General features: G+C 65.5%; 22 protein-coding genes. 15 read left to right on the top strand and 7 right to left on the bottom strand.

All coding sequences use genetic code 11. The features are described from left to right. Positions 1 to 55 precede the first annotated feature (55 nt). A complete protein-coding gene (locus BLR04_RS01805) occupies positions 56 to 481 on the bottom strand; it encodes a MarR family winged helix-turn-helix transcriptional regulator (RefSeq protein WP_090758830.1) in 426 nt (141 codons plus the stop codon). 110 nt (positions 482 to 591) lie between these two features. Here BLR04_RS01805 and BLR04_RS01800 point away from each other — a divergent pair, with 110 nt between their 5' ends. The 8 genes from BLR04_RS01800 to BLR04_RS01765 all read left to right on the top strand — a co-directional run bounded on the left by BLR04_RS01800 (position 592) and on the right by BLR04_RS01765 (position 8,559). Further along, the gene (locus tag BLR04_RS01800) at positions 592 to 1,485 is read left to right on the top strand and encodes an MBL fold metallo-hydrolase (protein ID WP_090758828.1); all 894 of its coding nucleotides are present in this window, start codon (positions 592 to 594) and stop codon (positions 1,483 to 1,485) included. An 88-nt stretch (positions 1,486 to 1,573) separates the two neighbouring features. Next, the gene (locus tag BLR04_RS01795; RefSeq protein ID WP_090758826.1) at positions 1,574 to 2,551 is read left to right on the top strand and encodes an aldo/keto reductase; all 978 of its coding nucleotides are present in this window, start codon (positions 1,574 to 1,576) and stop codon (positions 2,549 to 2,551) included. 104 nt (positions 2,552 to 2,655) lie between these two features. Next, on the top strand, positions 2,656 to 3,609 hold the full coding sequence (locus BLR04_RS01790; protein ID WP_090758820.1) for a D-2-hydroxyacid dehydrogenase family protein: 954 nt from the start codon (positions 2,656 to 2,658) through the stop codon (positions 3,607 to 3,609). A 237-nt stretch (positions 3,610 to 3,846) separates the two neighbouring features. Continuing rightward, positions 3,847 to 4,227 (top strand): transposase, encoded by a 381-nt coding sequence (locus BLR04_RS01785; protein WP_483814936.1) that lies wholly within the window; start codon positions 3,847 to 3,849, stop codon positions 4,225 to 4,227. Positions 4,228 to 4,354: 127 nt separating this feature from the next. Further along, positions 4,355 to 4,843 carry a VOC family protein gene (locus tag BLR04_RS01780; protein WP_090758819.1) on the top strand — a complete coding sequence of 163 codons (489 nt, stop codon included), beginning with the start codon at positions 4,355 to 4,357 and terminating at the stop codon, positions 4,841 to 4,843. Positions 4,844 to 5,259: 416 nt separating this feature from the next. Next, complete coding sequence (locus BLR04_RS01775; protein ID WP_090758818.1) at positions 5,260 to 6,252, top strand: hypothetical protein; 993 nt, start codon at positions 5,260 to 5,262, stop codon at positions 6,250 to 6,252. A gap of 413 nt (positions 6,253 to 6,665) precedes the next feature. Further along, positions 6,666 to 7,622 (top strand): DUF418 domain-containing protein, encoded by a 957-nt coding sequence (locus BLR04_RS01770; protein ID WP_245739961.1) that lies wholly within the window; start codon positions 6,666 to 6,668, stop codon positions 7,620 to 7,622. 118 nt (positions 7,623 to 7,740) lie between these two features. Then, a complete protein-coding gene (locus tag BLR04_RS01765; protein ID WP_090759501.1) occupies positions 7,741 to 8,559 on the top strand; it encodes a nucleotidyltransferase domain-containing protein in 819 nt (272 codons plus the stop codon). A 289-nt stretch (positions 8,560 to 8,848) separates the two neighbouring features. Here BLR04_RS01765 and BLR04_RS01760 read toward each other — a convergent pair whose 3' ends face one another. Next, entirely contained in the window at positions 8,849 to 9,406 is a 558-nt protein-coding gene (locus BLR04_RS01760; protein ID WP_090758817.1) for a CGNR zinc finger domain-containing protein, read from the bottom strand. A 181-nt stretch (positions 9,407 to 9,587) separates the two neighbouring features. Here BLR04_RS01760 and BLR04_RS01755 point away from each other — a divergent pair, with 181 nt between their 5' ends. Then, positions 9,588 to 10,787, top strand: coding sequence for an MFS transporter (locus tag BLR04_RS01755; RefSeq protein WP_090758816.1), 1,200 nt, complete (start codon positions 9,588 to 9,590; stop codon positions 10,785 to 10,787). Positions 10,788 to 10,872: 85 nt separating this feature from the next. Here the strand turns inward: BLR04_RS01755 and BLR04_RS01750 are convergent, their stop codons facing one another. Together BLR04_RS01750 and BLR04_RS01745 are read right to left on the bottom strand one after the other, a co-directional pair. Further along, positions 10,873 to 11,880 carry an MBL fold metallo-hydrolase gene (locus BLR04_RS01750; protein WP_090758812.1) on the bottom strand — a complete coding sequence of 336 codons (1,008 nt, stop codon included), beginning with the start codon at positions 11,878 to 11,880 and terminating at the stop codon, positions 10,873 to 10,875. Between the two features lie 174 nt (positions 11,881 to 12,054). Continuing rightward, positions 12,055 to 12,660, bottom strand: a complete 606-nt coding sequence (locus tag BLR04_RS01745) for a nuclear transport factor 2 family protein (protein ID WP_090758811.1) — start codon at positions 12,658 to 12,660, stop codon at positions 12,055 to 12,057. 116 nt (positions 12,661 to 12,776) lie between these two features. Here BLR04_RS01745 and BLR04_RS01740 point away from each other — a divergent pair, with 116 nt between their 5' ends. Then, positions 12,777 to 13,298 carry a MarR family winged helix-turn-helix transcriptional regulator gene (locus BLR04_RS01740; RefSeq protein ID WP_090758809.1) on the top strand — a complete coding sequence of 174 codons (522 nt, stop codon included), beginning with the start codon at positions 12,777 to 12,779 and terminating at the stop codon, positions 13,296 to 13,298. A gap of 1,244 nt (positions 13,299 to 14,542) precedes the next feature. Here BLR04_RS01740 and BLR04_RS01730 read toward each other — a convergent pair. Beyond that, positions 14,543 to 15,163: a TetR family transcriptional regulator gene (locus BLR04_RS01730; protein WP_090758806.1), complete on the bottom strand. Its 621-nt coding sequence runs from the start codon at positions 15,161 to 15,163 to the stop codon at positions 14,543 to 14,545. An 84-nt stretch (positions 15,164 to 15,247) separates the two neighbouring features. On the opposite strand from BLR04_RS01730, the gene BLR04_RS01725 reads away from it, so the two are divergent. The 5 genes from BLR04_RS01725 to BLR04_RS01705 all read left to right on the top strand — a co-directional run bounded on the left by BLR04_RS01725 (position 15,248) and on the right by BLR04_RS01705 (position 18,080). Next, positions 15,248 to 15,862 (top strand): hemerythrin domain-containing protein, encoded by a 615-nt coding sequence (locus BLR04_RS01725; protein ID WP_090759499.1) that lies wholly within the window; start codon positions 15,248 to 15,250, stop codon positions 15,860 to 15,862. Between the two features lie 98 nt (positions 15,863 to 15,960). After that, positions 15,961 to 16,242, top strand: a complete 282-nt coding sequence (locus BLR04_RS01720) for a hypothetical protein (protein ID WP_143021925.1) — start codon at positions 15,961 to 15,963, stop codon at positions 16,240 to 16,242. 336 nt (positions 16,243 to 16,578) lie between these two features. After that, positions 16,579 to 17,094, top strand: coding sequence for a cupin domain-containing protein (locus BLR04_RS01715; RefSeq protein ID WP_090758799.1), 516 nt, complete (start codon positions 16,579 to 16,581; stop codon positions 17,092 to 17,094). A 51-nt stretch (positions 17,095 to 17,145) separates the two neighbouring features. Beyond that, a complete protein-coding gene (locus BLR04_RS01710) occupies positions 17,146 to 17,421 on the top strand; it encodes a tyrosine-type recombinase/integrase (RefSeq protein WP_090758797.1) in 276 nt (91 codons plus the stop codon). Positions 17,422 to 17,705: 284 nt separating this feature from the next. Then, positions 17,706 to 18,080, top strand: coding sequence for a hypothetical protein (locus tag BLR04_RS01705; protein ID WP_218128683.1), 375 nt, complete (start codon positions 17,706 to 17,708; stop codon positions 18,078 to 18,080). Positions 18,081 to 18,862: 782 nt separating this feature from the next. On the opposite strand, the gene BLR04_RS39480 is transcribed toward BLR04_RS01705, so the two are convergent. Next, the gene (locus tag BLR04_RS39480) at positions 18,863 to 19,186 is read right to left on the bottom strand and encodes a hypothetical protein (protein WP_143021924.1); all 324 of its coding nucleotides are present in this window, start codon (positions 19,184 to 19,186) and stop codon (positions 18,863 to 18,865) included. A gap of 133 nt (positions 19,187 to 19,319) precedes the next feature. Beyond that, positions 19,320 to 24,875, bottom strand: coding sequence for a LamG-like jellyroll fold domain-containing protein (locus tag BLR04_RS01700; RefSeq protein ID WP_143021923.1), 5,556 nt, complete (start codon positions 24,873 to 24,875; stop codon positions 19,320 to 19,322). Positions 24,876 to 25,862: the final 987 nt, after the last annotated feature.

Below are 25,862 nucleotides of genomic sequence, written 5' to 3'. Positions count from 1 at the left end.
CTCCCGATGGACCGACCGCAGCGGCGGTGCCCCATTGAAGACCTGTCGGAGCAGGTCAGCGGATGAGGGCGCGGGTGAGGAGCTGGTGCAGGACGTCCTGCTCTTCGGGGGCCAGAAGGGCCAGGGGGGAGCCTTCGGAGAGCAACTCGAGGAGGTGCTCACGGATCTCGGTGCCCTTGGGGGTCAGGACGAGCTGCTTGGCCCGGCGGTCGTCGGGGTGCGGATGGCGTTCGAGATAGCCCTGCTCTTCGAGTCGATCGGCGACGAAGGTGGCGTTGGAGGGCTCGCAGCTCATCCGTTCGGCGAGTTCGCGCAGGGTCATGGGGTGGGCCAGCTCGCACAGCGCGGTGCCCTGCGAGGCGGTCAGGCCGAAGGTCGCGGCCCGTGCCCGTACGTGGTCGTCGACGCGACTGGCCAGGCCTTTGACCAGCCCGCACAGCAGGCGGTCGGCTTGGGCTCGGGTCTCGCTCTCGGTGTCCACCGCCAAATATTACTACAACTCGAATGCTTGCAATTATAACTGTTCTAGTTGTAACTTTTCGCCTGTGCCGCCGCCCGGCGGCACCTCTTCGAGCACGAAGGCGGACCCATATGGCCCCGACGACTGATTTCGACCGCGTACGGCTGACCAGCGCACCGCGCGTTCGTTCGGTTTACCTGGGAGAACTGAAGATCACCTACGTCCCGGACGGGCTGTGCCTGTGCAAGCCGCGCGGCTGGCTGACCGGCACCACCGACGCCGACTGGGCGGCCAACCGCGATCACCTCGACGGCGCCGGCTTCCTGCCCGCAGCCATCGGCGGGTTGCTGGTCGAGCTGGGTGACCGGGCGCTGCTCATCGACACCGGGTACGGACCCGAATCGCAGCCCGACGACCCGGACAACCCGATCATCGGCAGCATCCACGGCGGTGAGCTGCTGGACGGCCTGCGACGGCTGGGCCGCGAGCCGCACGAGATCGAGGCCGTCGCCATCACCCACCTGCACCTCGACCACCTGGGCTGGGCCTGGAGCGCCGAACCCGGCACCGATGCGCCGCCGTTCGCGCACGCCACCCACTTCGTCGCGGCACCCGAGTGGGAGCGGCGCGACCTGGCCGCCCAGGCCGGGGCGACCGAGGAACGTCTGGCCGCCTTCGCGCCCCTCGTCCGTACGGTCGAGGACGGCGAGGAGATCTTCCCCGGCGTGCGGGTCTCCTACTCGATCGGCCACACCTTCGGCCACACCACGTACACCATCACCGGCGGCGGCCGGCGGCTCGTCGCGTTCGGCGACGCGATGCACGCGCCGATCCAGGTCACCCACCCCGAATGGGGCTGCGTGCTCGACCACGACCCCGCCGAAGCCACCGAGCACCGCCGCCGCCTGGTCGAGGAGCTGAGTCGCCCCGACACCATCGGCTACGGCAACCACTTCGCCGACGTCGTCTTCGGACGCGCCCAGCGCCGCCCCGACGGCCGGTTCACCTGGGTCCCCGTAGCCTGATCGTTTTTGGAACGGTCCACATCATGCGGCGGAGTCGTTCGCGGTGCGCAGCACGCCGTACACCTTCCTGGAGAAACAGAGAACTGTCATGAAACACATCAAGCTGGGGGACCTGGCTGTCTCCCGCATCGGCCTCGGCCTGGTATCGATGTCCTACGCCTACACAGGAGCCGGTACGGACGACGCCGAGTCGATCCGCACCATTCACCGGGCCCTGGACCTGGGCGTCACTTTCCTCGACACCGCCGAGGTCTACGGCCCGTACATCAACGAGGAACTCCTCGGGAAGGCGCTCAAGGGCCGCCGCGACCAGGCCGTCGTGGCGACGAAGTTCGGCATGATCTCCCATGCGCAGGGCGGGGCAGCAAAGCTCGACAGCAGTCCGGCCAACATCCGCGCCTCCGTCGAAGGCTCGCTCAAGCGGCTGGGCACCGACCACATCGACCTGTACTACCAGCACCGGGTCGACCCGAACACGCCCATCGAGGACACCGTCGGAACGCTGGCCGAACTGGTCACCGAGGGCAAGGTCCGCCACATCGGCCTGTCCGAGGCCGGGCCGGAGACGATCCGCCGCGCCCACGCCGTGCACCCGATCGCCGCGCTGCAGTCGGAGTACTCGCTGTGGACCAGGGACCCGGAGGCGGAGATCCTTCCGCTGTTGCGCGAGCTGAACATCGGGTTCGTCCCCTACTCCCCGCTGGGCCGCGGCTTCCTGACCGGCCAGATCCGCTCCACGGGCGGCTTCGACGACACCGACCTGCGCAAGAACAACCCGCGCTTCACCGGCGAGAACTTCCAGCACAACCTGCGCATCGCCGACGAGGTCCAAGCCATCGCCGCCGAGGCGGGCGCCACCGCGGCGCAGATCGCCCTGGCCTGGTTGCTGACCCGAGGCGACAACATCGCCCCGATCCCCGGCACCAAGCGCGTGGCACGCGTCGAGGAGAACACCGCCGCCGACGCCGTGGAACTGACCGCCGAACAGCTCCAGCAGCTCGACGATCTTCCGCCTGCCGTCGGCGCCAGCCACGACGAGGCCGGCATGCGCATCATGGAGCGCTGACCCCGGCCCAAGGCCGCGATCCACCACCCGTTCACCGACGAACGCGCCCGTCGCCGCCGGCGACTCCGACCGGCAGCGTTCCCACCCGAGCTGAGGACCTCGTCATGCTGACTGACATTCGCTGCGCCGTACTGGACGACTACCAGGGGGTGGCCCTGGGGCTGGCCGACTGGTCCCGCGTCCGGGCCACCAGCTTTCGCGAGCACTTCGCGAGCCGCGACGACCTCGTGGCCGCCGTCCGCGACTGCGAGATCGTGGTCGCCATGCGGGAGCGCACGTTGTTTCCCGCCGAGGTGTTCGAGCGGCTGCCCAACCTGCGCCTGCTCGTCACCACCGGTATGAGCAACGCCTCCATCGACCTGGAGGCAGCGCGGGCGCACGGTGTCACGGTGTGCGGCACCGGCGGCGGCTCGGCCTCGACCGTCGAGCTGACCTGGGCGCTCATCCTCGGCCTGGCCCGCCACCTGGTCTCCGAGACGACCGCCATGCGCACCGACGGCCCCTGGCAGAGCACCGTCGGCGCCGACCTGCACGGCCGTACCCTCGGCCTGCTCGGCCTCGGCCGCATCGGGTCGGCCGTGGCGGCGGTCGGACGGGCGTTCGGCATGGAGGTGCTCGCCTGGAGCCAGAACCTGACCCTCAGGCGGGCCTTCGAGCACGGCGCGCGGCTCGCCCCCGGCCTGGACGCCCTGCTGGCCGGCTCCGACGTCGTCTCCGTCCACCTCGTGCTCGGCGACCGGACCCGGGGACTCGTCGGCGAACGGGAGCTCGCCCTCATGAAACCCACCGCCTACCTGGTCAACACCTCGCGGGCGGCGATCGTCGACCAGGCCGCCCTCCTGCGCGCACTGCGCGAGCGACGCATCGCCGGAGCCGGGCTCGACGTCTTCGAGGAAGAACCGCTCCCGGCCGGGCACGAGTTCCGCACGCTGCCGAACGTCCTGGCCACCCCGCACCTCGGCTACGTCAGCGAGGCCAACTACGCGACGTTCTTCCGCGAGGCCGCCGAGGACATCACCGCCTACCTCGACGGCTCACCCATCCGCGTACTGACCTGAGCCAAGCGAACCCCGCCTCCCGACGCAGAGACGCCGTTGGCGAAGTAGATCAAAAAGCAGCGGCCCCATGATCACGTCTGTGATCATGGGGCCGCTGCTGTCGTTCCTGCTCGCGGATGGAGTCGTGGGTGTCGCTGCCTTCGACTGGTACAGATCAGATCCCGGCGGCCACCCTGGCGGTAGCTCGGGCAGCCTTCCCGAAAGGCAGCCTGGCGATCCGCATCCGAGATGCGTTGGGTGTCCTGTGTGCGCTTTTCGATGCGTGACTGCAAGCACTGTCCCAGCTGGGACCTCTGCACTCGCGGGGCCAAGGGCCGACGAATCACCCTGCGTCCACAGGAGGAACATGAAGCCTTGCAACGCGCCCGGCAGCGGCAAAGCACCGACGAATGGCAGCGGCGCTATGCCCACAGGGCAGGCGTGGAGGGCACCATCGCCCAAGGTGTCAAAGGCTTTGGCCTGCGGAGGTCCCGCTATCGCGGGACCGCCAAGACCCATCTCCAGCACATACTCATCGCCGCGGCGATGAACCTGACCCGGCTCGACGCCTGGCTTACCGGAACGCCGCTGGCTGCCACTCGTACCTCTCGGTTCGCCGCCTTGCGGCTCGCAGCATGATGCCCCTTGGGCCGGTTGATCGATCGCCTAGGGGCTGCCAGAACGCTCCGTGCCATCGAGGAAAGAAGACGACCTAAAAGGGACCTAGCGTCGGCGGCACATTCCGGCACGCAAGGAGGCATTCGATATGTCTGTCAAGGCCATTCCCGAGGGCTACACCACCGTCACGCCGTGGATCATTTCCCGCGACACGGCCGGAGTCATCGACTACATCCGCAAGGCGTTCGGTGCCGAGGAACTGGGCCGCGTGATCGACCCGCGCGGGGTTATCGGGCACGCGGAGGTCCGTATCGGCGATGCGATCGTGATGCTGTTCGACGGTGACCCGAGTTGGCCGGCGACGCCCGCGTTCCTCCGGCTGTACGTCGAGGACGCCCGTGCAGTGCACCGCCAGGCGGTTGAGGCGGGTGGCGTCTCCATCTCGGAGGTTACCCACCTGGCCTTCGGCGACCTGGTCGGGCGGGTGCGCGACCCCTTTGGCAACGTGTGGTGGATCCAGACCCACATCGAGGACGTGACGCCCGAGGAGATGGAGCGGCGCGTCGGAGACCCGGAGTTCACCGCAGCGATGGAGTACATGCAGCGCCCCGAGACCGAGATCTTTCCCGGGAACTGACGAGTCCGGGCCGGGTGTTCTCTCGACGATCCAAGGCCTGGCGAGCACTTTGAACGCCGCCTGAACCCTTGATCGGCCCTGTGATCACAGAGGTGATCACCGGGCCGTTTCCGTTCGGCCTACTTCGCCAACGGTGTCCCGACGCAGAGAGGCGGGGCATCACAGGAGTCACTGGGCGCGTCCCACGGCAGTACTGGCCATACGCGTCAACGCCCCGCCCAGAACCCCACGAGCCACGGCAACCGGCGCATCGCTGATGCTCCGCAGGACACGCCTCCACACGTGGTCTCCGAAGCGCTCGGGCACGCCATCATCACGATCACAAAGGACGTCCTCGGGCGCTCAAGCGGCCCTGCTCAGTAGACGGTCACCCGCTACCCTCAGTCATCTTGATCATTTCTGGGGGATGGTGCTGTATGCAGGAGCCCCGCACGGAAGCGCCATTCCCGGTGCCAACGGCGCTGCGCTTCGGTGCGGTTCTAACCTCGTCCGGACCGGTGATCCTGACGACCTTCGGGGCCGGCAGGCAGAGCATCGGCTGGTTCTGTTCCGTGATGGGCTCGGCTTCCCATCCGATGGACGGTCCGTACGCGCTGGAGACCGTGCCGGGGGAACTGCTGTTCTGGGGCGTTCTCCTGCTGCCGGTCATCGTGGCCGGCCTCCTCCTGCGAGGGTCACGCCGGGCCGCGCTCGCCGCCATCGTCGCAGTCGGCGCCGTGCTTACGTTCGGGCTCGTCACCGCGTTGTTTCTGCCGGGCCTGGACCCGTGCACGGGGGAGGAGCGCGCTGTCGTGCTGCCTTGGCCCTTGCTCGTCTGTTATCCGATGGCCGCAGGGGCGCTGCTCTCGGTGGCCCGGATGCCCCTGCCCAGGAGACCGTACGCGACCACCTTGTGGGCGGGCGCCGCCGGTGCGGCAGGGTGGGTGGCGATGTTCGATCGCCGGCCCGCATACGAGGAGCGGGGGCTTACGGTCGCCTATATGAGGATCCCGGAGTCTTTCTGGGACGGCCTCGCCTGGTGGTCCGGTGAGGCCAACGCAATTGGCTTTCCTGTCGTTCTCGTCGTATTGGCCGCGGCAGCGACAGCCACCGTTTCGATGCGATGGGAACACGTGGCCGGCACCGCGGCTGCGGCGGTGCTTCTCCTCTTCCCGCTTCTCGACGTCGCGATGTACATCAGCCGGCACAGCGGCGACTTCGACATGTCTCTCGCCGACTGCGTACGGTGGTCGCTGCTTGTAGCGGCCGTCCTCGTCGCATCGGCCACGTGGAGCCGTCAGGTACGTGTCTTGGCGCGAAGCATGACGAAACAGGTGGTCGCCGGCCGGGCGAAGGGACTTGCCGTGGCCGCTGTGGTCGCGGTCGGCGGCATCTGGCTGATCGCCTCGTCCTTCACGCCGACGCGGTAGGAGCACAATGACGCAAATGAACCGCCGGCGTGGCGTCTACGCGGGACATGGCGAGTGAGAAAATGATCGTCCAGCGTGTTCACAGGCGCCTGCTCGGCGGCACAGTATGTGGGGGACCGTATCGGGGCACCAGAATGGAGCCTCGGTGATCGCTTGGGGCCAGGCACCCGCCCTCGCCGAGTAACCGGCCGAAAGTATGATCTCGGGCGCTGCGGACCCTGCTTGCGACCGGTGCCATCCCCTGGGCGGCCCCTGCAGGATGAGGCCTCGTGCCACACGAAGATCTCCCTCAGCAACCGCCTCCCAAGGGGCCTGCCAGCCGTCCCGGCCACCGTCTCCCGCACGACGGGCCCGCCGTCTCCCCTGATCCGCCTCGAACCGCCGCGCTCTCGTCCGGCCGGCCTCAGACCACTGTGCTCTCCTCGGGTCGGCCCCGGATCATCGCGCTCGACGTGCTGCGCGGGTTCGCGCTGTGCGAGATTCTGCTCGCCAACATCCAGCTCATGGCCACCGGCAGCTCCGCCGTCGTGGTGCAGCCCATGGGCGACTGGGACCCTTGGCTCGGACTGCCGGTCTTCTCCCTGCTGTTCGGCATCGGGTTCGCGCTGCTGCTGGACTCCGCCGAGAGCCGCGTCTCCCGTCCACGCCTGGTCCTGCTGCGCCGGCTTGGGGCGCTGCTCGCAATCGGCCTCGTGCACAAGCTGCTGTGGCCGGGCGAGATCCTGACCCACTACGCCGTCGTCGGCATGCTGGTGCTGCTGCCCTCGACCTGGCTGCCGCGGTGGGCCATGGCTGGCCTCGCCGCCGCACTCATCCCGGCGGCGCTGATTTTCGGCGGAGGTGGGCCCCTGCTGATCGCCGGGCTGTTCCTGCTGGGTTCGGCACTGGTCCGTTACGGGGTGATCGAGCAGATCGAGCGGTCCACCCGAGGGCCGCTCCTGCTGGGCCTGGTCTTCGCGGCGGGACTGGCCTCCGTCCTGTGGGTACAGGCCGGCATGCAGACCGTGGCGGACCCCATCTCCAGCCTTGCCGATCTGCTGCTCGTCGGCGTGTACGTGTGCGGCCTGCTGGTGCTGCTCAGAACGCCTGTGCGACCGGTGCTGCAGTTCCTCTTCGCGCCACTGGGCCGGATGGCGCTGACCAATTATCTGGCCGCCACACTCCTCGTTGTGGTGGCCAGTCACGTCCTCGGCCTGCCGATCGGCCAGTCCTTGACGGCGGCGTACTGGACCGTGGGAGCCATCCTCACGGCCCAGTGGCTGTTATGCACCCTTTGGCTGCGCCGTTACCGTCAGGGCCCCATCGAGTGGCTCTGGCGCTGGGCCACCTGGGTCCGCCGCCCGCCCCTCAGCCGGGCCAGGGCGTCATGAGCTCGGGGCCGACGTCGGTGATGACGACATCGTCCTCCTGATCGGCGCCGCCGTGCTTGGGCACGGCTTTCGGGGGATTGGCACGGGAGATGTCGAGCGTGTGATCAGATGCGTCCTTGTGGACGATGTGGCGTTGAAGGCGCTTGCACAGCGACTGGCAGAGATCCCGGGGGTAGTCGCGGTGGTCCTCGGCGGTAGCCGGGCCCGCGGCACGCACCGCCCCGATTCAGACATCGATCTGGGGCTGTACGTTCGAGGTGATCTGGACGTGATGGCGCTGCGGGCGCTCGCCGTACAGGAGGCCGGCGAACAGGCCAGCGTCACCGCGCCCGGTGGCTGGGGGCCATGGGTCAACGGCGGCGGCTGGCTGACCATCGACGACTGGCGAGTCGACTGGATCTACCGCGATCTGGACCGGGTCCGCCGGGTCTGGACCGACTGCCAGGAAGGTCGCTACGAGGTCGGAGTCCAGGCCGGACATCCGCTGGGGTTCTACTCCCACGCCTATGCCGGTGAGGTGGCGCTGTGCCGGGTGCTGGCCGATCCCGGCGGGGAGCTCACCGCCCTGCGGGAAAGCACCCAGATGTACCCTACGGCGCTGAGCACCGCACTCGTGGACGGGCTGTGGGAGGCGGACTTCTCCGTGGGGCTGGCGCGGTACGGGGCGGTCGGCACCGACCCCGCTTATGCGGCCGGCTGCCTGTTCCGCGCTGTCGGCGTCGCCTGCCAGGCACTGCACGGTCACGCGGGCCAGTGGCTGATCAACGAGAAGGGCATGGTGGCCTCGGCCGGTCGGCTGCCCCTCGCCCCGCAGGACTTCGCCGCACGGGCGCAGAGGCTACTTGGCCACGTTGGCGAGTCAATGCAGCAGATCGAGCAGACTGTGGCCGACGCGGCGACCCTGGTACGGCAGGTACGGACAGCTGTTGGTCACTGACCATGGTCCGCGCTACGCCACCTTCTCGATGTTCACCGGAAGTCCATCGGTGTCATGACGACGTGGGTAGAGCGGACTGCCAGCTTGGGAACTGCATCGATCACGGCCTGTCGGGGCGCTGAGCCGGGCGGAAGGCAGGCCCCGAGTGAACTGCGCCGGGTTTCGTGGTTTCTGCCGCGTTCGCTGCGGCTTGTTGGTGACGGTAGTGGATCGCTTCGTACTCTGCGGGTGGGATGTCGCCGCAGGCGGTGTGCAGCCGGCCGAGGTATCTGCTGCGGGAGCAGACTCCCTACGGCCGGGGCTGCTCGCGGCGGGCTTTGATCCGCTGGTAGTGCCGGGCCGCCTTGGCCCGGTTCCCGCACCCCTCCTTCGTGCACCAGCGGCGCACGTGGCGGCGGTCGAGGAAGAGCCAGCCGCACCGGTCCGCCTGGCAAATGGACACCGTCCGCAGCTCGGGTGAGGCGAGCAGGTCGGCGCCCTGCCGGGCGACGGTCCACAACACAATGTCCGGCGAGCCCCGGTCGTCCCACCCCCACGTAAGGTCGCGGGTCAGCCGGGCATGACCCATCGCGACGCGTACGTGTCCATTGACGATCTCCAGGTCGCCCGGCTCCGGCGGACTCTCCGCCACGGCGGCCAGAAGCGTCCGGTAGAGGGCCTCACGCAGCTCCCGGGCCGCGGCCAGGGTGTCGGAAGTGCCGGCAGGCGCCGGGATGGACGCCTGGCCACCCCAGTCAGCGAGGTCCCGGGCCGTGCGCAAGTGATCGTAGGGCTCCGGACCGGTGTGCCAGCTCACCGTGTTGGTGAAGTCGAGCGGGAGTGACCCCGCCACGAACATGAACGGCATGAATCTAACTATAGGAGTTGACACAAGGGGTTAGAGCCGATGATTCTAACCCCGTGATACCGCAACAGAGGGTTAGAAGGCCGCGTAAGCTCGCGGGAGGCTCTGCCGAGCCGCTGGAGTCCCGGAGAGGGGCCTTGACGGCGGCGCCGGCCCAGCACCCCGGCGGGTGTGGGAGGGATCTGTGACGGCGACGTCCTTAGGACCGGCCTACAACCGGCTATGGCTGGCGACAGCGCTGTCCAATCTCGGCGACGGGATCCGGATGGCCGCGCTGCCCCTGCTGGCGACCGGCCTGAGCGCCGAGCCGGTCGCGGTGGCCGGAGTGTCCGTGGCCGGGCAGGCCCCGTGGTTGCTGTTCGGGTTTTTCGCGGGCGCCGTCGTCGACCGGTTCGACCGCCGGAGGCTGACCGTTCTCGTCGACGTGACCCGCGTCCTGCTGCTGCTCGTCCTGGTGGCCGCGCTGGCTCTCAACGTTGCGGGCATAGCCCTGGTGTACGCGGTGGCCTTCGCGTGCGGGGTCGGTGAGACCCTGCGCGACACAGCGACGGCCACCCTGCTACCTCCCCTGGTCAGTGACGCCGACCTCGACCGGGCCAACGGCGGACTGGTCAACGCCGAGGTCGCGGGCAACGAGCTGGTCGGACCGCCGCTCGGCGGGTACCTGTTCGGCGTCGCGATGATGCTGCCGTTCGCGGTCAACGGCAGCATCATGGCGCTGGCCGCGGCCCTGATCTTCAGCCTGCCGAGCGTGTTGGCGCTCAAGTCCGCGCCGGCCGGCGGAAAGGGGCAGATCTGGGCCGACACGCGGGCGGGCCTACGGTGGCTGATGGCGCACCGGCGGTTGCGGGCGCTGGTTCTGCTGGGCGGCCTGTTCGCGCTGCTGGACAGCGCCTGGTTCTCAATTTTCACGCTCTACGTCCTCCAGGTGCTCGCATTGCCCGCGTGGGCGTACGGCGGGTTGCTGGGCGTGGGCGCCGTCGGCGGGCTGGCCGGCGGGTATTTCGCAGCGCGCGTCACCCGCCTGGTCGGGTCTGGGACGGCGTTGACGGGGTGTCTCGGATGTGCCGCGGCGGGCCAGCTGATGCTGGGGCTCACGACTTCGGTCCCCGTCGCGGCGGTCGGCCTGGCGATCACGAGCGCCGCGTTCGGGGTGTGGGCGGTTGCCGGTCGTACCCTCCGCCAGCGGCTCACCCCGCCCGAATTGCTGGGTCGGGTCAGCAGCGCGTCGATGACGATCGTGATGGGCGCCGCGCCGCTGGGGGCGCTGGCCGGTGGGTTCGTCGCGGCCGGCTGGGGACTGACCGCGCCCATCCTGGCCGGAGTACCTGCCCTGACCGTGGGCGCGCTCGCCTGCCACCTGGCACTTCGCGAGCCCCACTGAATCCGCGCCCGTCAGCCGCCCGGCCTCCGCAAGCCCAACACGGCGAACCCCGCTTCCTCGCATCGGAAGGCGGGGTTTTCGCATGTCAGAGGCTGGTCGGCCAGATGCCTGCCGATGACGAGGCGGTGGATCCGGTCGGTGTCTTCGAAGATCTGCTGGTGTCGCTTCCCTGCTCACGCCCGGACGCCTGGTGGGGAGAACGGACGATGGCCGTACGGCCGGCGACAGGTCGCCACGAGTATCCGCCGCCTCGGGTCGTGAGCGTTCCGAGACCCGGAAACGGGAAGTGGTACGACAGCACTGTGCGGCCGCCATCAACGATGCCGCGGTACACACTCTGTCGCTGAGCAACTGCCGCTTCCTTGTCGCCGTCGAAGACGAAGGCCCACTCCGGGTGTTCCAGCAGAACGACGTGGTGACACAGGTCACCCCAGACGACGAGGGTCTGCCCTTCGCTGGTGATCTCGTAGACCAGATGCCCGGGACTGTGTCCTGGCGTGGCGATCGCGGTGATGCCGGTGGCAACGGAGTACCCGTCCTCCGCGAGGACGAGCCGGTCACCGTAGGGCGACAAATTCGTCCTGGCTCCGGTGTACTGGTTGCGGATGTGCGGGTCCGTCACCTGGGCGGCCTTGTCAGGGTCAGTGAAGTGGGCATGGTCGGCGGCGCCCACGACAACACGGGCGTTCGGAAAGGCGGGGGTGCCGTCGGGAGCAAGGAGACCCCAACAGTGATCCGGATGGGCGTGGGTGAGAGCCACTACGTCGATGGCGTTCGGGCTGATGCCCGCGGCCTCCATGTTGGCCAGTGCCTGCCCGGCCTGCGGACCATAGACGCGTCTGCCGAGGTCGGGCATGGCTCCCACGCCGGTGTCGAAGAGAACGAGCGTGCCTTCCGCATCGACGATCAGCAGGTTCTGGTCCAAGGTGACGTGGTCCGTGGGTAGCCCATTCCTGAGGAGGATCGCGTCGACCTCGTTCGGGGTCGACCCGGGGAAACTGTTCTTGGCAGGGCCGAGGCGGAGCGGCCCGTCGGATACGACGGTGCAGGTGAACCCGCCATGCGTGAAGCGCGTCCAGGTCTCGTCGCTCATCGATGGTGCCCTTTCTGCTTGAAGTGTGACTCGGTGGATGCCACCGGCGCCTGTACGCATGCCAGGCGGTGGCCGCTCATTGCGCGCCAGAGGCGGCGGCGTCGCACAGCCTTCGGCACGGTCGCGGGCAGCAGCGATGCGTCGGCGCGACATACTGCCCGCGTTGGCCGGGGGCTACTCGACGGACAGCCCTGCCCATCCATAGACCTGCCGGTAGAGGTCGTTGACCTCGTCAGGCCGATCCATGCCGTAGCGGTCGGACCCCACCGGATGCCCACGCTCTGTCAGCCAGAGCGACAGCATCCGGTAAGAGGGACGGAAGTCCGCGACATCCGCGTGGTCGATCGTGAGTTCCGCGCCGGGGAACGTGGGGGTCAGCGTGTCTCGCTCGAAGACGGCGTTGGACGCGAGCAGCCGCCAGTGGCCGTCGCGGCGCTCGATGCGGTGAAGGAAGCGGATGTAGACGGTCACATCCACCTCGACGCCGCGCAGCAGTCCGCGGAACTCGATCGTCATCGGCGCCTCGGCCACCGCGCGGTCGCCGTTGACGCGCACCACGGGCTGACCGAGGCGATGGTTGGACGGGTCCTTGGCTGCCATGGTCTTGGAACGTTCGATGTATTCGGGAATCGAGCCGTTGAACCAGCTCGTCTGAATCTTCGCCTCAGGGTGGTAGAAGGCCGGCAGTTGCTCCCACCAGCCACGGTCTCGGGCTTGCCTCTCTCCTGTGACGACCTGAAGCACCCGCATCGCGTCTGTGGCGGTGTCCGTCGCGGTCATGACATTCTTCTTTCTAGATAGGTTTCTTGGAAGCTATCACGGTAGCTTTCTAGTGACAACACCGGTACACTCGCCAACCGTTCCCGGTCTGCGCCCGAGAGAGGACGAAGTAGACGGTGGCTGAGGATCTGATCGATGGAGTTGTGGCCGCATGGCGCAGCAAGCTGCCCGGACTGGCGAAGCGGGAATTCGAGCTGATCAAGCGGGTGGCTCGGCTACAGGTCCTCCTTGAGGAAGCGCTGCTCAGAGAGATCACGCCGTACGGGCTGAGCAAGACCGAGTACGAGATCCTCGGGACGCTCCTGTCGGTGGGCGCGCCCTACCGGCTACGGCCAACCGACCTGACCTCGCATCTGCTACTGACCTCTGGCGGCACAAGCAAGATGCTCAAGAAGCTGGCGGTCGCCGGCCTTGTCGAGCGCGAGCCCGACCCAGCGGACGCCCGGACCTCCTGGGTACGCCTGACCCGCCACGGGATGGACATCGCCCGAGAAGTCGTCGAGGCTGCCGCCGGCGCCCAGTTGGCTGTGCTGCAGCCAGTCGATCGCACGGTCGTCAACGAGGCGGCCGACTCGCTCCGGGAGATTCTGCTCGCACTCGGAGACCGCCCCGCACGAACGCCCAAACGCGGCCGCTGATCCGGACGGAAGCGCCACGGCGCGTGCTGCCGATCATCGGTCTTTCGGGCAGCCGTTGGCCATGGTGTCGTGAGTCCGCATGGCCGGCGTCCACGTTCGTGAAGGCTCGGTGCCATGGGCATCGGTGTCTTGCCGACATGGACCCGTGGATGCATCACGGGCCTGGCAAGCGCCCAGGTCTTCGGCCTCGGTCAAAGAGCAGCGGCCACAGACCGGATCGTTCGGCGCAGCCGGCGGTGAGCGGGGTCGTCGTCGAGCCGGGGGTGCCAGTGCATGGCGTACATCAGGCTGCTGGTCTCCGGCGGCGCGGGCACGAAGCGGCTGTTCCGTCCGCGCGAGCTCTCTCACGGAACAGTGATCATTCAGGGCCGCAAGCCCAACACGGCGAACCCCGCTTCCTCGCGTCGGAAGGCGGGGTTTTCGCATGTCAGAGGCTGGTTGGCCAGAGCTCATCACCGTCGATGGCACCGTGTTCCGCTGGCGCGTCCGCCGTAAGCCCACGTATTGCCAGGGGAACAGCTGGGGCCCGATGACGTTCGCGGTGGAGTCGGCCGACGCGTCGGGTCGCGTCCTTTTGGTGTCGCTTCCCTGCTCACGCCCGGACGCCTGGTGGGGAGAACGGACGATGGCCGTACGGCCGGCGCTCGTGACGGCGACCATACGCATGGCTCTGAATCACGGCTGGGATCCGCGACAAGCAGGCAACGCCTTCGAGCTTGCCCTCACTGATGAGGATCTGGCCAAACTGATGAACGACCAACCGCCTGCCTACGCCGTCCCTTTCATGCGGAGATAAGTTGCTCCGCGACCGTCGCTTTTCAGGCGGACCGATCACCCTGCCCAGGTAGCGGAGACCTGATCAGAAGATGGTGGACGGTAGCCGAAGTGAGCCCGTGTGCGGGGACGTTGCTGTCAGCGCTGCTGTCATCGCCCATGCGGGATCACGACCTTCGTCCGCTACTGTCGCCCGAGTCGATCTGCCGGCAAGCGGGGGAGCGGAGAGGCCGTCGTGACGCAGGCATCTCATGCGGAGACGCGCCTTTCTGCAGAGGCACTCCGCGTCGGGGCCATCCTGGCCGCCTCCGGGCCGGTCAGCCTGAAGACCTGCGGTCGGTGAGGGGGTGGGTGCCGGACGGGAGGGAGATCGCGAGCAGCCTAAACACGAGGACGGCACAGACCAGGTCCAAGCGTCTCGACTTTGGATACGCCCGCTCTCCGTATGGCTGAACGCGGGGAGTTCGTTGTCAGTGCCCAGGTGACCGCAGCAGCGCCTGGCGGGCCGAGTCGGCCATCCACTCCTGAGCGCGGTCGAAGCTCCAGCCTCGCTCCCCGACGAGCAGGAACCAGGCGCGCTGGCCCAGGAAGAACCAGAGGAGGTCGACGGCCAGCGCGTGATCCAGCTCCGAGCGAAGCGCGTCCAGGCTGACCAGACGATCAGCCACCGTGGTCAGGGCCTTGAGGTACGCGGTGATTCCCTCGTTGTAGACCTCCGTGGCGCCGTGGTCTCCGAGACCGTCGTGGAGCAGGCCGTACAGAACGTCCCAGTGCCGCTCATGGGCACGGCGAGTGCCCTCGGCGATGACGTCGATGATCGCCCCCGGATCGGTGCACGTCGCCACCGCTTCGAGGCATTCGGTAACGACGGGGTCGTTCACGGCGGAGGCCAGGAGCGCGGCCAGGATCGCCGTCTTGCCTCCCGTGCTGCTGTAGACCGTCTGTACCGCCACTCGGGCCGCCGCCGCGATCTGGGCGACCGTCACGTCCGGGTAGCCGCGGGAGAGGAACAACTCCCGCGCACTCTGCATGATCGCCGTCCGGGTGTCTGCGGCCGCGTCCGTGCGACGGGGAGAGTAATACCTGCTCATGTCCGCATCATCCCATTATTGTGTGGCCATGACCATATTGACTAGAGAGGTCTCTATTGACTAGCGTCCTCAATCGTGCTGAACATGCCTGCTGAACCCATAGCCGTTCTGGAGACCCGTCTCGTGCACAACGTGCACCGGCAGGCGACCGCCTTGCTGGTCGAGGCCGCCGGGCGGCCCTCGGTGCCCGCCGCCGAGCTGGCCGAGCTGCGCGACTTCCTGGTCGCGCACCTGCATCACCATCACGAGAGCGAAGACGACGACCTGTGGCCGATGATCACCGCCGTCGCTCCCCAAGCCGCCGAGGGACTCGCCGCGCTCAGCGTCGAACACCACCAGCTCGATGCCGCCCTTGACGCCCTGGGCAAGGCGGCGGTAGCGGACGGCGCCGACCGGGCCGTTCTCCGGGAGGCCGCCACCGTCGTTCGCGACCTGGTGCTCCACCACCTGGAAGACGAGGAACCGCTGCTCTTCCCCGCTTTGCGTGATCAAGTGTCCCCGGAGGCCTGGGCGGATTTCTCCAAGAAGGTGATCGAGACGTCGCCGACCCTGGCAGCGCACCTGCTGGTCGGGTTCTTCGACCGGGTGGGCACTCCCGAGGAGGTCGCGCTCGCGCTGCCCCCGATTCCCGAGCCGGTCCTGGCGGCCATGCGGCAGCAGGCTCAGGCGACCTTCAAGGCGCTGGGGGAGACCGGCTGAGAGCCCGCCGGTCAGCCGGCCTCACGCGGATCCTCACGATCGCCTGGGCGGGGGCCAGGCGACGTGTCGGTGACGCGGGTTCGGTTGCGGCGGGTGACGTGGTCGTGGTGAAGTGCGCTGCTGGACGGCCGGCTGGTCGTGCAACCGATGTCTCCCGCCTCGCCCACGTGGCGGTTGCTGCCCAGCGCACCGTCACCAGCGTCATCGTCGGCCCTCGCAAACTTGAACAGCTCACGGAAAACATCGCCGCCGGCGACCTGACCCGCACCGAACAGGGTCTCGCCGAACTCGACGAGGTCAGCCGGTTGCCGATCGCCTACCCGAACTGGATTCACAAGTGGTTCGCTCCGACACGGATCCCGGCCGGCAACCTGGCCTGATCAGGACGTCGAACATCTGGCGTAGCCGATCAGTTCTCCCACCCGCACCAGGACGTCCTGTCCGCCCGCCCAGAAGCGGCGACAGGAAACAGAAACGATGGTGCAAAAAGTGGCAATTGATACGGCATTAGGGAACAAATCATGAGGGCGTCGCCGGGGCGGTCCATCAGATCCGACTGGGTGCTGCCTGTCACGCCGACCGCTCCGGGGAATCTCCGCATGGAGAGCCGGGGCCCTGGCCTGCCTCCTGGTCCGTATATCGATAGAGCAATGTGAGCTGCGCCGGCGCGGATCGCCGTGGCTCGCACGAGCAGGGTGCGTACAAGGAGTAAGTGAATGACATTCGATATTATCCAGGCAACATCAGACATGTCGCCTGACGTGCGCACGGGCATCTACGTGCCGAGCGGCGGCGGAGTGACCAAGTGGTTCTCGGGCGATGTTTACTCGGTCAAACTCACCGCTCAGGAGACCAACGGCTCGGTGGGCGTCGTCGAAGCGTCGGTCCCTCCAGGCGGCGGTCCGGTGGCACACACTCATGCGGACCAGGACGAGACCTTTTACTTGCTCTCCGGTGAGCTTGAGTTCCTCGACGGCGAAAGGACGTTCATGGCTGGGCCGGGAGACCTCGTCCACTGCCCACGCACGAGTCGCCATCGTTTCAAGAACACGGGCCTCCACACGGCCAAGATGCTGTTCTTCTACACCCCTGGTGGTTCTGAAGGACTTTTCCTCGATGGAGGGGATGATCCGAAGCCGGGGGTTCCGGTTCCTGGTTGGGGGCCTGAACGCTTCCAGGGGCCCATGCTCGATCTGTTTGCGAAGTACGGCCTTGAGGCACTGCCTGAGTAATTGTCATAACCGGACTCCGCAACAAGTTCACGATGAGTACCTGATCGCAGTGTGAACTCGTCCAACGTGATCCCGGCACCGGACAAACACCCACGTCAGCGGAAGCGCTACACCACCTCCCGCAAGGAGGGCCTGCACCAGCTCCGCCACTACTACGCGAGCGTCATGCTGGCCGGCGGCGTCTCGATCAGAGAACTCGCGGAGTGCCTCGGCCACGCCGACCCCGGATTCACCCTCCGTGTCTATGCCCACCTGATGCCCGGCTCCCACGACCGCGCCCGCAAGGCGATGCGCGAGGTCTCTCACGGAACAGGGACGGGGCAGTGATCGTTGAGCCCGATCCCAAGACAGCGAACCCCGCCTCCCAGCACAGGGAAGCGGGGTTTTCGCACGTCAGGGGCTACTGGGCGAGGTGGCGGCTGATGACCAGGCGTTGGATCTGGTTGGTGCCTTCGAAGATCTGCATGATCTCTGATGCCCTACGCAGCCACCAGCGAAAATCTGTCGATCAGAAGCCTGGCCAGGGGTTACTGTTGCGACCGGCTCTCGTCGTTTCTCACTGTTCTCGACCCTCCCACGGAACAGCGACGGAACAGAGCAGGAGGTTTCTCATGGCGATCCCGAAGAAGGGTTCGCGACTCATCACCGTCGATGACACCGTATTCCGCTGGCGCGTCCGTCGTAAGCCCACGTACTGCCAGGGGAACAGCTGGGGCCCGATGACGTTCGCGGTGGAGTTAGCCGACGCGTCGGGTCGCGTCCTTCTGGTGTCGCTTCCCTGCTCACGCCCGGACGCCTGGTGGGGAGAACGGACGATGGCCGTACGGCCGGCGCTCGTGACGGCGACCATACGCATGGCTCTGAATCACGGCTGGTATCCGCAACAAGCAGGCAACGCCTTCGAGCTCGCCCTCACTGATGAGGACCTGACCAAGCTGATGAACGACCAACCGCCTGCCTACGTCGTCCCTTTTATGCGGAGATAACCTGCTACGCGACCTGCACAACCGTCGCTTTTCAGGCGGACCGATCGCCCTGCTCGGGCGATCGAGACCGTGCTCAGGCGCGTGTGGACGGTGGCGAAGATGCGTCGGCATGTGGGACGTTGCTGTCAGTGCTGCTGTCACCTCAGCCGCGGTCACCCGGTGCCGATTCCCGACGAAGGAGGGCCTCGGCGTCGATCGCCCCAACCGCAGTCGGCGGGTCGCGAAGGGTTGCGTTCGTCACGCGTTGACCACTTCAATGCGAATTGTAGGCAGTCCCACGGGGAGACCCTGCCATGCAGATCGAGCGTGCGCCGCCATGCGACGGAGGTAGGCGCTGTATGACGCTGTTGCTGCACGAACTCCTGTACAGCACCTCTACAAGAGAGCTCGAGCTCTACAGAATCCAGCTTGTCCGCTGGCGGCGATATATAGACGCTGATCGATGTGCGTTTGGCTCATCGGCGACACCCCCCCTGCACCCACCGCATAGAGAATGCATTTCCTGATCAAGGCCATATCGTGCCAGAGGGCTGCAGAACACCCCGCTATCGTCCATCACGTGAGACGATGTAATACCAATGCCCCCTGATTGGTGCGTTGCTCACAACCACTGGAGTTCTCAGCCATATCGGTTCCTTGAACTTGATCGGGGTGCCGCTCGGGCCGGCCTAGGCGCAACCTCGGGCCGAAACGCACAGGCTTGCGAGACGGCAAGGCCTGCACATGCTTAGCGCGGTTGACTCCGTCGCAAGTCAAATCAGGAGAGCATGGACCAGGAAGCCCTAGTGATTGGGGCTTCCAATATCGCTTTCACGGCGACGGGCCGTCAGGACAACAATGACTGCCGCAAGTACAAGATTCAGCAGCATGGCGACATTCAGATGGTTGAATGTGGCAATTAGCGAGTACGCGCCGAGTACGCACTCGACCACTAATATTAGAATCCTTCCCTGTCGTACAGTTCGAGAAAAAGCGAGTGCCAGATAGAACGGAAAAATCACGCTTGCAACGGTGAATATTGAGATCGGTGGGAGCGCAGCAATCTCCCAATCGGCGACGCTAGCATTGGCGATCATGAGCATTTTAACCACGAGGCCACCGGCCATGAGCGCAGACTGTATCAGCATAAGAATACGCGCCGGCCGTGTGGAGTGCGGTACCAATGGAGTCATGTAAAGGTCCTCCCGCTATAGGTAATCCGCCGGTGAGTCCCTATGGACTCACCGGCGGATTAGTCTACTAGTTAAATGGATTATAGTCTGTAGATGCTCTGACCCAGCAACTTTGCAGGGTCATGGGATCGGTGAAGGTTGGCCCGCCCGTCGGCTTGAACTCTACCGTGGCGCTCATGGCATGCCGCAAGCTGTCGAACCAGCAAAGGCCTAATATCCCCTCGCATTCCACAGTGAATGGCCTCATAGCTCCGCCAACTGGCGTCTGCACGCCATCCTTATCGCCCTCGGCCGTGTAAGTGGCTGAGTCGGCCGTCTTGCTGAAGCCGACGCCACCAACTCCCGTGTCTATGCTGACGCTTCCAACTGTCAGCGAGAACTTTGCTGTGGTGGCGAGTTTTAACTTGAGATTCTTCGCTACGTTTGGGTTTGCTTTCTTGAAAGCTGTGGTCATTTTGATTGAACTCCAGCCCTGAAGCTCATCGACCCGCACGCTTGTAGGACCGCCGAGCGTATAGTTATGCTCACCAGTCCAGCGCAGGACACCGCCCGACTCGAAGGTCATCCCAGACATGACGCTTTGCTTGCCGTAGGTGCGGACGGAACACTGAGTCGAGCTGCAGTCTACGATGTAGTCGTAGACCGTATCTCCCTTCTTGACTGACTCACGACATTTGTATCCGTCTGCGGCTGCGGTCTTGATACGTGCTGCCGAGGCGTTGTCTGTACAGGTACTCTGCTCTGAGCCGTCGAGAATCATATCCATGTCACTAACGTCAACGTCTACCACCACGGATACGAGCCTCACGTGGCCACAGTCCGTGAAGGAGTAGTCGAACGTGTCGGTCAGATCAGTCGGCTTCGACTTTTGGTTGCCATCTTGATCTGTTGTGACATCAGTCCAACTTCGAGTGACGGTAGCCCGAAGTTTTGGAATGCCATCTGGCGACATGTAGGCGACCGTATTACTGAGAGAGACGGACGCATTTGTACGCTCGGTGTTACTCCCCTCCAGGCCTTCCCTCTCGCTGATCAGAACGGGATTGGTGAGAGATACCTTAGCTGTTACCGGACTGCGTGGGTCCAAGCCGTCCGACTGTGTCTGTGCCTTTGCGGTGCTTAGGGGGCTTGTCCAAACATCGGGGTAGCTGCCATCCACAACACCGCTCTGGCGTAGATAATAGTCCTGCACCGTCACTTTGAGAGACCCGGTGCTGTTGCCAGATCCGCACCCGGCAGCAGCAGGAGGGTCGGGAAGTGCTCGTGGGGTCAGTGAGATGCTTTCCCATTCTCCCCGGCCGAAGGCGGTCTTCGCGGCAACCTTGATCGTGTAACTCTCGCCATTTGTCAAGCCTGTAATGGCGGCTGATGGCTCCGTCGTTTGTACGGAGCGGACGCCTTCACCTGCTGAAGAGACCGCTTCGACATCGTAGCCGTCCAGCAGCGCGAGGGAACCAGTGCTAGAAGGGATAGCCCAAGTGACGATAACACCGCCATCACCAGGCTGGCCGGACAGATCCTGTACCTTACTGGGTGGACCAGCGGGCGTGTAGCCAATCCTTAGGCTGGGTTGCGCCGCAGTGTTCGGCTCTCCGAAAGTAATCGGAGTGAGATTGTCGGTTTTCACCAGTAACCATGAGTACTGGTCTCCGACGATGTCGGCCCTGGGCTCGGCCAAGTTCACTGAATACTTTGAGGCATCGTTCGTGGTCTCGATGACGGCGGCGATCGTGGTCTCGCTTGTGACTGCAGAATCCAAACGCGTGATCGTTATTGGCGTGTCCTGAGGACACAAACTTTCTGAACATGTAGGTGCGCCGAGGTCCAGCAACGCCTCGACTGGAACGGCGTCATTCGGAAGTTCCTCCAGTCGGAATCCGATCATAGCGGCGGTTTTATCGGCACCGCTACCACCGATCCGTATCGCTGAATCATCGGTGACCGTACAAGGTGACCCGCTACAGGCGGTGGGGTCAGTCTTCGCCGTCTTAATGACGAAACTGTCCTTGCCCAGTGTCAGATGCCGCAGGTCACCAGTGGAGGGCGGTGGGGATGTCCCAGGAGTGGTGAAGGAGACAGCAGCTGTCTTGGATGTGCATACCTCTTCGAGGCCAGAATCAGCAGCAGCGGTGGCCGTGGTTGCTGATTCTGGCGCTGCGGCTGGCATTGCGGTGCCGCCAAGGGAGGTGCTCATGTCGGTAGTGATTTCGGCGGAGGTCAGCGCGCGGTTGTAGATGCGGACTTCGTCAATGATGCCCTTGAAGTAATCGCCGTAGGTGGTGTTGCCACCGATGTGAAGTTTTCCGGTATCGATGCTGATCGGACCGCCTACAGCCGCCTGGCCGAATTGGACGCCGTTCCGATATAGGCGGGCGGTGGTGCCATTGTAGGTGACGGCGAGGTGAGTCCAAGTGCTCGTGGACAGATTACTGGTTGCTTCGACGGTTTCGAGATATTCATCGTTGATGATGAAGTTGCTCTGGGGTGGTCCTTCGGCAGCAGCGTACAGGTTGTAGGACATGTCATCATAGAAGTCGTAGTCCTTGGCGATGACGGTCCGGTAGCCAGTCAGAGCGCTGGGGTTGACCCATGCTGACAGGGTGAGCGCGTTGGTCTGCTGCAGGGAGGCGGAGTTGTTAACGGTAACCCAGCTGGAGGTACCGTTGAAGGACAGGCCCTTACCGTATTTGCCGTCGACCCAGGTGGTGCCGCTGGCAGTACCGTTATTCTTGCCGGTGACGTCAGTAACGGCAGTGCCGGCGCCCTCGTTCATCCCGTAGGCCGCGACGAGCCCGGTGGGCAGCGGAGTCGGGGTTGGCGTTGGGGTCGGGGTGGGCGTTGGGGTCGGCGTGGGGGTTGGTGTGGGATCCGGGCCTGGATTCGTGCCGCCGTCTTGCGGACCGGTGACACAGGCAGTCATCTGCCATTTGTAGGTGGTGCCAGCTTGCACGGTGTTGGGCGGGAGCTGGTAGGAAGCACGTTGGCCGCCGTAAATGGTGCGGGCGCCGATGGGTGCGGATCCTACTGGTATGCCGTTGCTGTCGTAGAGGTAGTACTTTGCGGTCACCTTTCCGCCGGAGGGACGGTTGACCATGCCAGAAAGAATCGGCTGAGTAGGTTCGGCCATACCGGTCTCAGTGTCGGACGGCAGGACGGGGGCGTCGCTGGTGATGCGGTAGGCCGGGCTCTCATTGCAGGCAGGCGGGGTGACTCCGCTGCGGCAGGCCTTGACCACGAACTTGAAGCTCGCCGGATTGTCCAGCGTGAAAACCTTCTCCAGCGACTGGCCAGACGGGATGTTGTTGTGGGTGGTGGTGGTCGGGACTCCGACCATGGTGCGGATGTCGGCCGCACTCAGCACCCGCTGATAGACATGGATGTCATCGATGGCGCCGTCGAGGCCGTCGTTATCGGGGTCGAGGCCATCGGTGAAACCGTCGCCAAGCTGGAAACGGCCGCGCGCGTTCCAGCCGACGCTGACATCCCGTTCGGCGGATAGCTCACCATCAACGTAGAGCCTCATCTTGTGGGCGGATGCGTCGTACTGGGTTGCCAGGTGCGTCCATTGGCCAACCTTGGCGAGGTTCTTGGATTGGATCAGCGTGTCTCGGTAACTGTTCGCATTATCTTCCGTGGCCAGCGACAGCAGCCAGTGCTGGTCGAACTCGGGCGCGGTGCTGGTGGCGTAGTACAGAGAGAAGGCGGGATTGTAGGTGCCCATCTGAGACCACACGGCTTGGTCTCGGCCGGTGCTGTCCAGGCGGACCCAGCCGGCTACCGTCCAGCTCTGGTTGGTGTTGAGCACCGGACCGCTGGTCGCGGCCTGGGAGGTGCCGCCGGAGAGTTTGACGGCCTGACCGAGCTGGCCGGGCACGCGGCTGTAGGTGCCAGACAGGGTGGCGGCGCGGTTGTTGCCGGAGGCATCAGTGAGGGTGGCACCAGAGGTCTCGTCAAGCTTCCAGTAGGCGGCCTCACCGGTCGGCAACTGCGGCGCGGGCGGCGCCATGGTGGAGTCGTTAACGGTCACGGTGTAGTCCAGCGGCGTCGCCTCGGGCACGCTGGACTTGTAAGTGACCTTGACGTTAGTACTGCGGGCAATGGCGTCGTTACCGTCGATGGAGTCGATCGACTCGGCGGCCACGCTCGGGATCTCGGGCGGCAGCACCCAGTCTACGCTGAGCTTGGGTACGTTCTGGCCCCAGAACTGTGGCCAGAAGCTGTAGCCCTCTGTCGTGTAGAGCTCCATGGGCAGTTCTTGGCTGAGGCTCAGCATCACGCCGTGGTTGGGCGTGCCGGTGGCCCACAGCCGACTCATCGCGGTGAGGTCCCAGCTCCACACTGACCCCTCAGAGTGTGGCAGCGCACAGGGGTCGACCAGTGCCCGCCCTTCATCAGTGGTGTCGGGCTGGTTGCCCCACCAGGTGTCGTCGGCCTCCCAGGAGGAGGTGATCCGTCGAGCGGCGACTCCCTGGAACTCATCGCACAGGGCCTCTTCTCGCAGCGTCAGCTGCATAGTGGCCTTAACCACCTGACGTCCGGAGATCGGCGCGGTGTCGAAGGCCATCATGGTCCGGACGAGGGTCTCGTTCCCCGGGAAGGAGTACCGTTCGACTCTGCCCGCGGTTGCCGTCTGTCCGTCCGGGGACATGATGCCGACCTCTTTGGTGACGCCGAGGGTGGTAGTCGGGTCCACCGTCACGGGGTACTGAGTGGCTGGATCTGCCAGCCACTTCGGGTCAGGCTTGAGCACCAGTACGGTGTTGCCGTTGTCGGCTTGCACTTCTGCCTCGACTTTGGCCTGCCGACCTCGCCTCTTAGCATCGGTGGTCGGGGCTGCCTGCGCGGCAGCAGCGTCCCACATGCGCGGCGCGGGCGCGGATGCCACCTTCTTGCCCTTGGCTCCGGTCAGCATGAGCATCCCGGACTTGGTCTCTTTGAGCTTGAGGCTTGGGGCATGCACTGGCAGCCGGAACTCCACCGGCCCAGTAGGCCGCTCGCGCAGCACCACGTCGTGCCGGAATCCAGTGGGCAGCGCGGTAACCACCAGGTCCGCAGACGGGCCGGCGGCTCCGACGTAGGTGGCCACATTGCCCTTGATCTGCGGCTTGGGAAGTGTAGTGGGCCAGGACAGGCCGAAGCTGTCGGTACGCCCGATCCGCATAGTGACGAAGGGACCGGTGCCGCCGACTGATAATCGTAGGTGGGACTTGGCCAGGCGAGGCTTCAGTATGCCGTTCTCTTCGACCAGGGTTGTGTCGATCCATGCCCAGGAGCCGTCGGCCTGCCGCAATTGCGCCGGGCCTGTGTAGGACTGGGTGGACAAATGCCCGTCCGGGTATGCCCACGTGCGCGATGTCTCGGTGAAGGCCGCCTCAACCGGCACCGGCTTGTTCTGTTTGATGGCCTCCTCAATAGCCGCGCGTAACGGCGCGTCCGGATCCTCGGGACGGGGGAAGGCAGTGATGGACGGCCTGCTGGGGACCTCGGTGGGTTCCGGTTCCGCCTGGGCGGCACGGGTCACGCCCGCGACCAGCAGCGATGCTGCCACCGTGAGCACCGTCGCCATCGCTACCTGCCGGGGGGCCGGTCGGCCGCGTTTTGGCGTGCTGACTAACTTGTTCACTGACACCCTCAATCTGGTGTGGGTATGAAACAGCAAACAAGCTTTACCTTTTTTGAAGATCGCTTAGCAATGTGAGAAGAGTCACTATAAGTGTGCTAGATACATGTGTAACGTGTTCGCCGGAGAAGACGATATGTATGGCCATGAAGCGAAAAAGAGTGGAAACTCGCGCTCTCCATAAACAGATTGAAGATTGCCGTTACGAGATGCGTGGTGACGAGGTAGAACCGGGTCGGCTGGTCATGCTCACCCCGATACAGCTTCAGAACGTGTCCACCGTTGCATGACAATCCAGGAACGCGACTCCACCGAAGTTGAGGCACACCAGCGTCTCCACAAAACCCGGAGCAGTTCAGTGCAGGCGATCAACCGATTGCAGGGACCCCGGTGTGTACACATCGGAGATTTGGGACCGCCGCGCGCGGCCGGTCGCCAGGACGCCGCCGCCCGCTCTGCCGACTCCGGGCACGCGACCACGCAGCGTTTCCGGATCCACCCCAGACCCGGCCCTGCCCCAGGATCCCACGGCACCCGTATTTACCGCCCAGGGCTAATGACATGACTTCTCGTCTGAATCGCACCGCGTTGCGGCAATGGCGCGCGGCGGTGTGGGCCAGCTTGTTAGACGTGGTCGACGTCGTCGTAGCATGACCGGTTCTCGCATGGCATTCTTCGTTCTAAACGTCGAGAGCAACCACGTCACCCGTTGGCAAGCGGACCCGAAGTGCAGGGCCGCTAGGCCCGAGTACGGGGAGCCGCGCGGCAGCCGATCGCCCCAACCAGCGTGGTGTGTACCGAAGTGAGCGATCGTCACGGCCTTCACTGGTGGCTTCTACCGGCCTCTCGGGCACGCAGGGCGGTGCGTGCCCGGACCGGCCGAAGAGCCGCAGCCGGGCACGCAGACCGGCCAGCGCGCCCGGCGGGCCGCGCAGCGGACCGCCTTTAATCACGTGTAGATATGTTGCTTTCTGATCTTGATGGGTCCAG

Origin of the sequence: Nonomuraea maritima (genome assembly GCF_900100395.1) — a bacterium.
Classification (GTDB): domain Bacteria; phylum Actinomycetota; class Actinomycetes; order Streptosporangiales; family Streptosporangiaceae; genus Nonomuraea; species Nonomuraea maritima.
This window is presented reverse-complemented; position numbering and strand designations above follow the sequence as displayed.

What these genes read in the sequence shown, in the direction of transcription:
- BLR04_RS01800 (WP_090758828.1), top strand. Translation starts at nt 592, where the DNA reads ATGGCCCCGACGACTGATTTCGACCGCGTACGGCTGACCAGCGCACCG.
- BLR04_RS01795 (WP_090758826.1), top strand. Translation starts at nt 1,574, where the DNA reads ATGAAACACATCAAGCTGGGGGACCTGGCTGTCTCCCGCATCGGCCTC.
- BLR04_RS01790 (WP_090758820.1), top strand. Translation starts at nt 2,656, where the DNA reads ATGCTGACTGACATTCGCTGCGCCGTACTGGACGACTACCAGGGGGTG.
- BLR04_RS01780 (WP_090758819.1), top strand. Translation starts at nt 4,355, where the DNA reads ATGTCTGTCAAGGCCATTCCCGAGGGCTACACCACCGTCACGCCGTGG.
- BLR04_RS01775 (WP_090758818.1), top strand. Translation starts at nt 5,260, where the DNA reads ATGCAGGAGCCCCGCACGGAAGCGCCATTCCCGGTGCCAACGGCGCTG.
- BLR04_RS01760 (WP_090758817.1), bottom strand. Translation starts at nt 9,406, where the DNA reads ATGCCGTTCATGTTCGTGGCGGGGTCACTCCCGCTCGACTTCACCAAC.
- BLR04_RS01750 (WP_090758812.1), bottom strand. Translation starts at nt 11,880, where the DNA reads ATGAGCGACGAGACCTGGACGCGCTTCACGCATGGCGGGTTCACCTGC.
- BLR04_RS01745 (WP_090758811.1), bottom strand. Translation starts at nt 12,660, where the DNA reads ATGACCGCGACGGACACCGCCACAGACGCGATGCGGGTGCTTCAGGTC.
- BLR04_RS01730 (WP_090758806.1), bottom strand. Translation starts at nt 15,163, where the DNA reads ATGAGCAGGTATTACTCTCCCCGTCGCACGGACGCGGCCGCAGACACC.
- BLR04_RS01725 (WP_090759499.1), top strand. Translation starts at nt 15,248, where the DNA reads ATGCCTGCTGAACCCATAGCCGTTCTGGAGACCCGTCTCGTGCACAAC.
- BLR04_RS01715 (WP_090758799.1), top strand. Translation starts at nt 16,579, where the DNA reads ATGACATTCGATATTATCCAGGCAACATCAGACATGTCGCCTGACGTG.
- BLR04_RS01705 (WP_218128683.1), top strand. Translation starts at nt 17,706, where the DNA reads ATGGCGATCCCGAAGAAGGGTTCGCGACTCATCACCGTCGATGACACC.
- BLR04_RS39480 (WP_143021924.1), bottom strand. Translation starts at nt 19,186, where the DNA reads ATGGCCGGTGGCCTCGTGGTTAAAATGCTCATGATCGCCAATGCTAGC.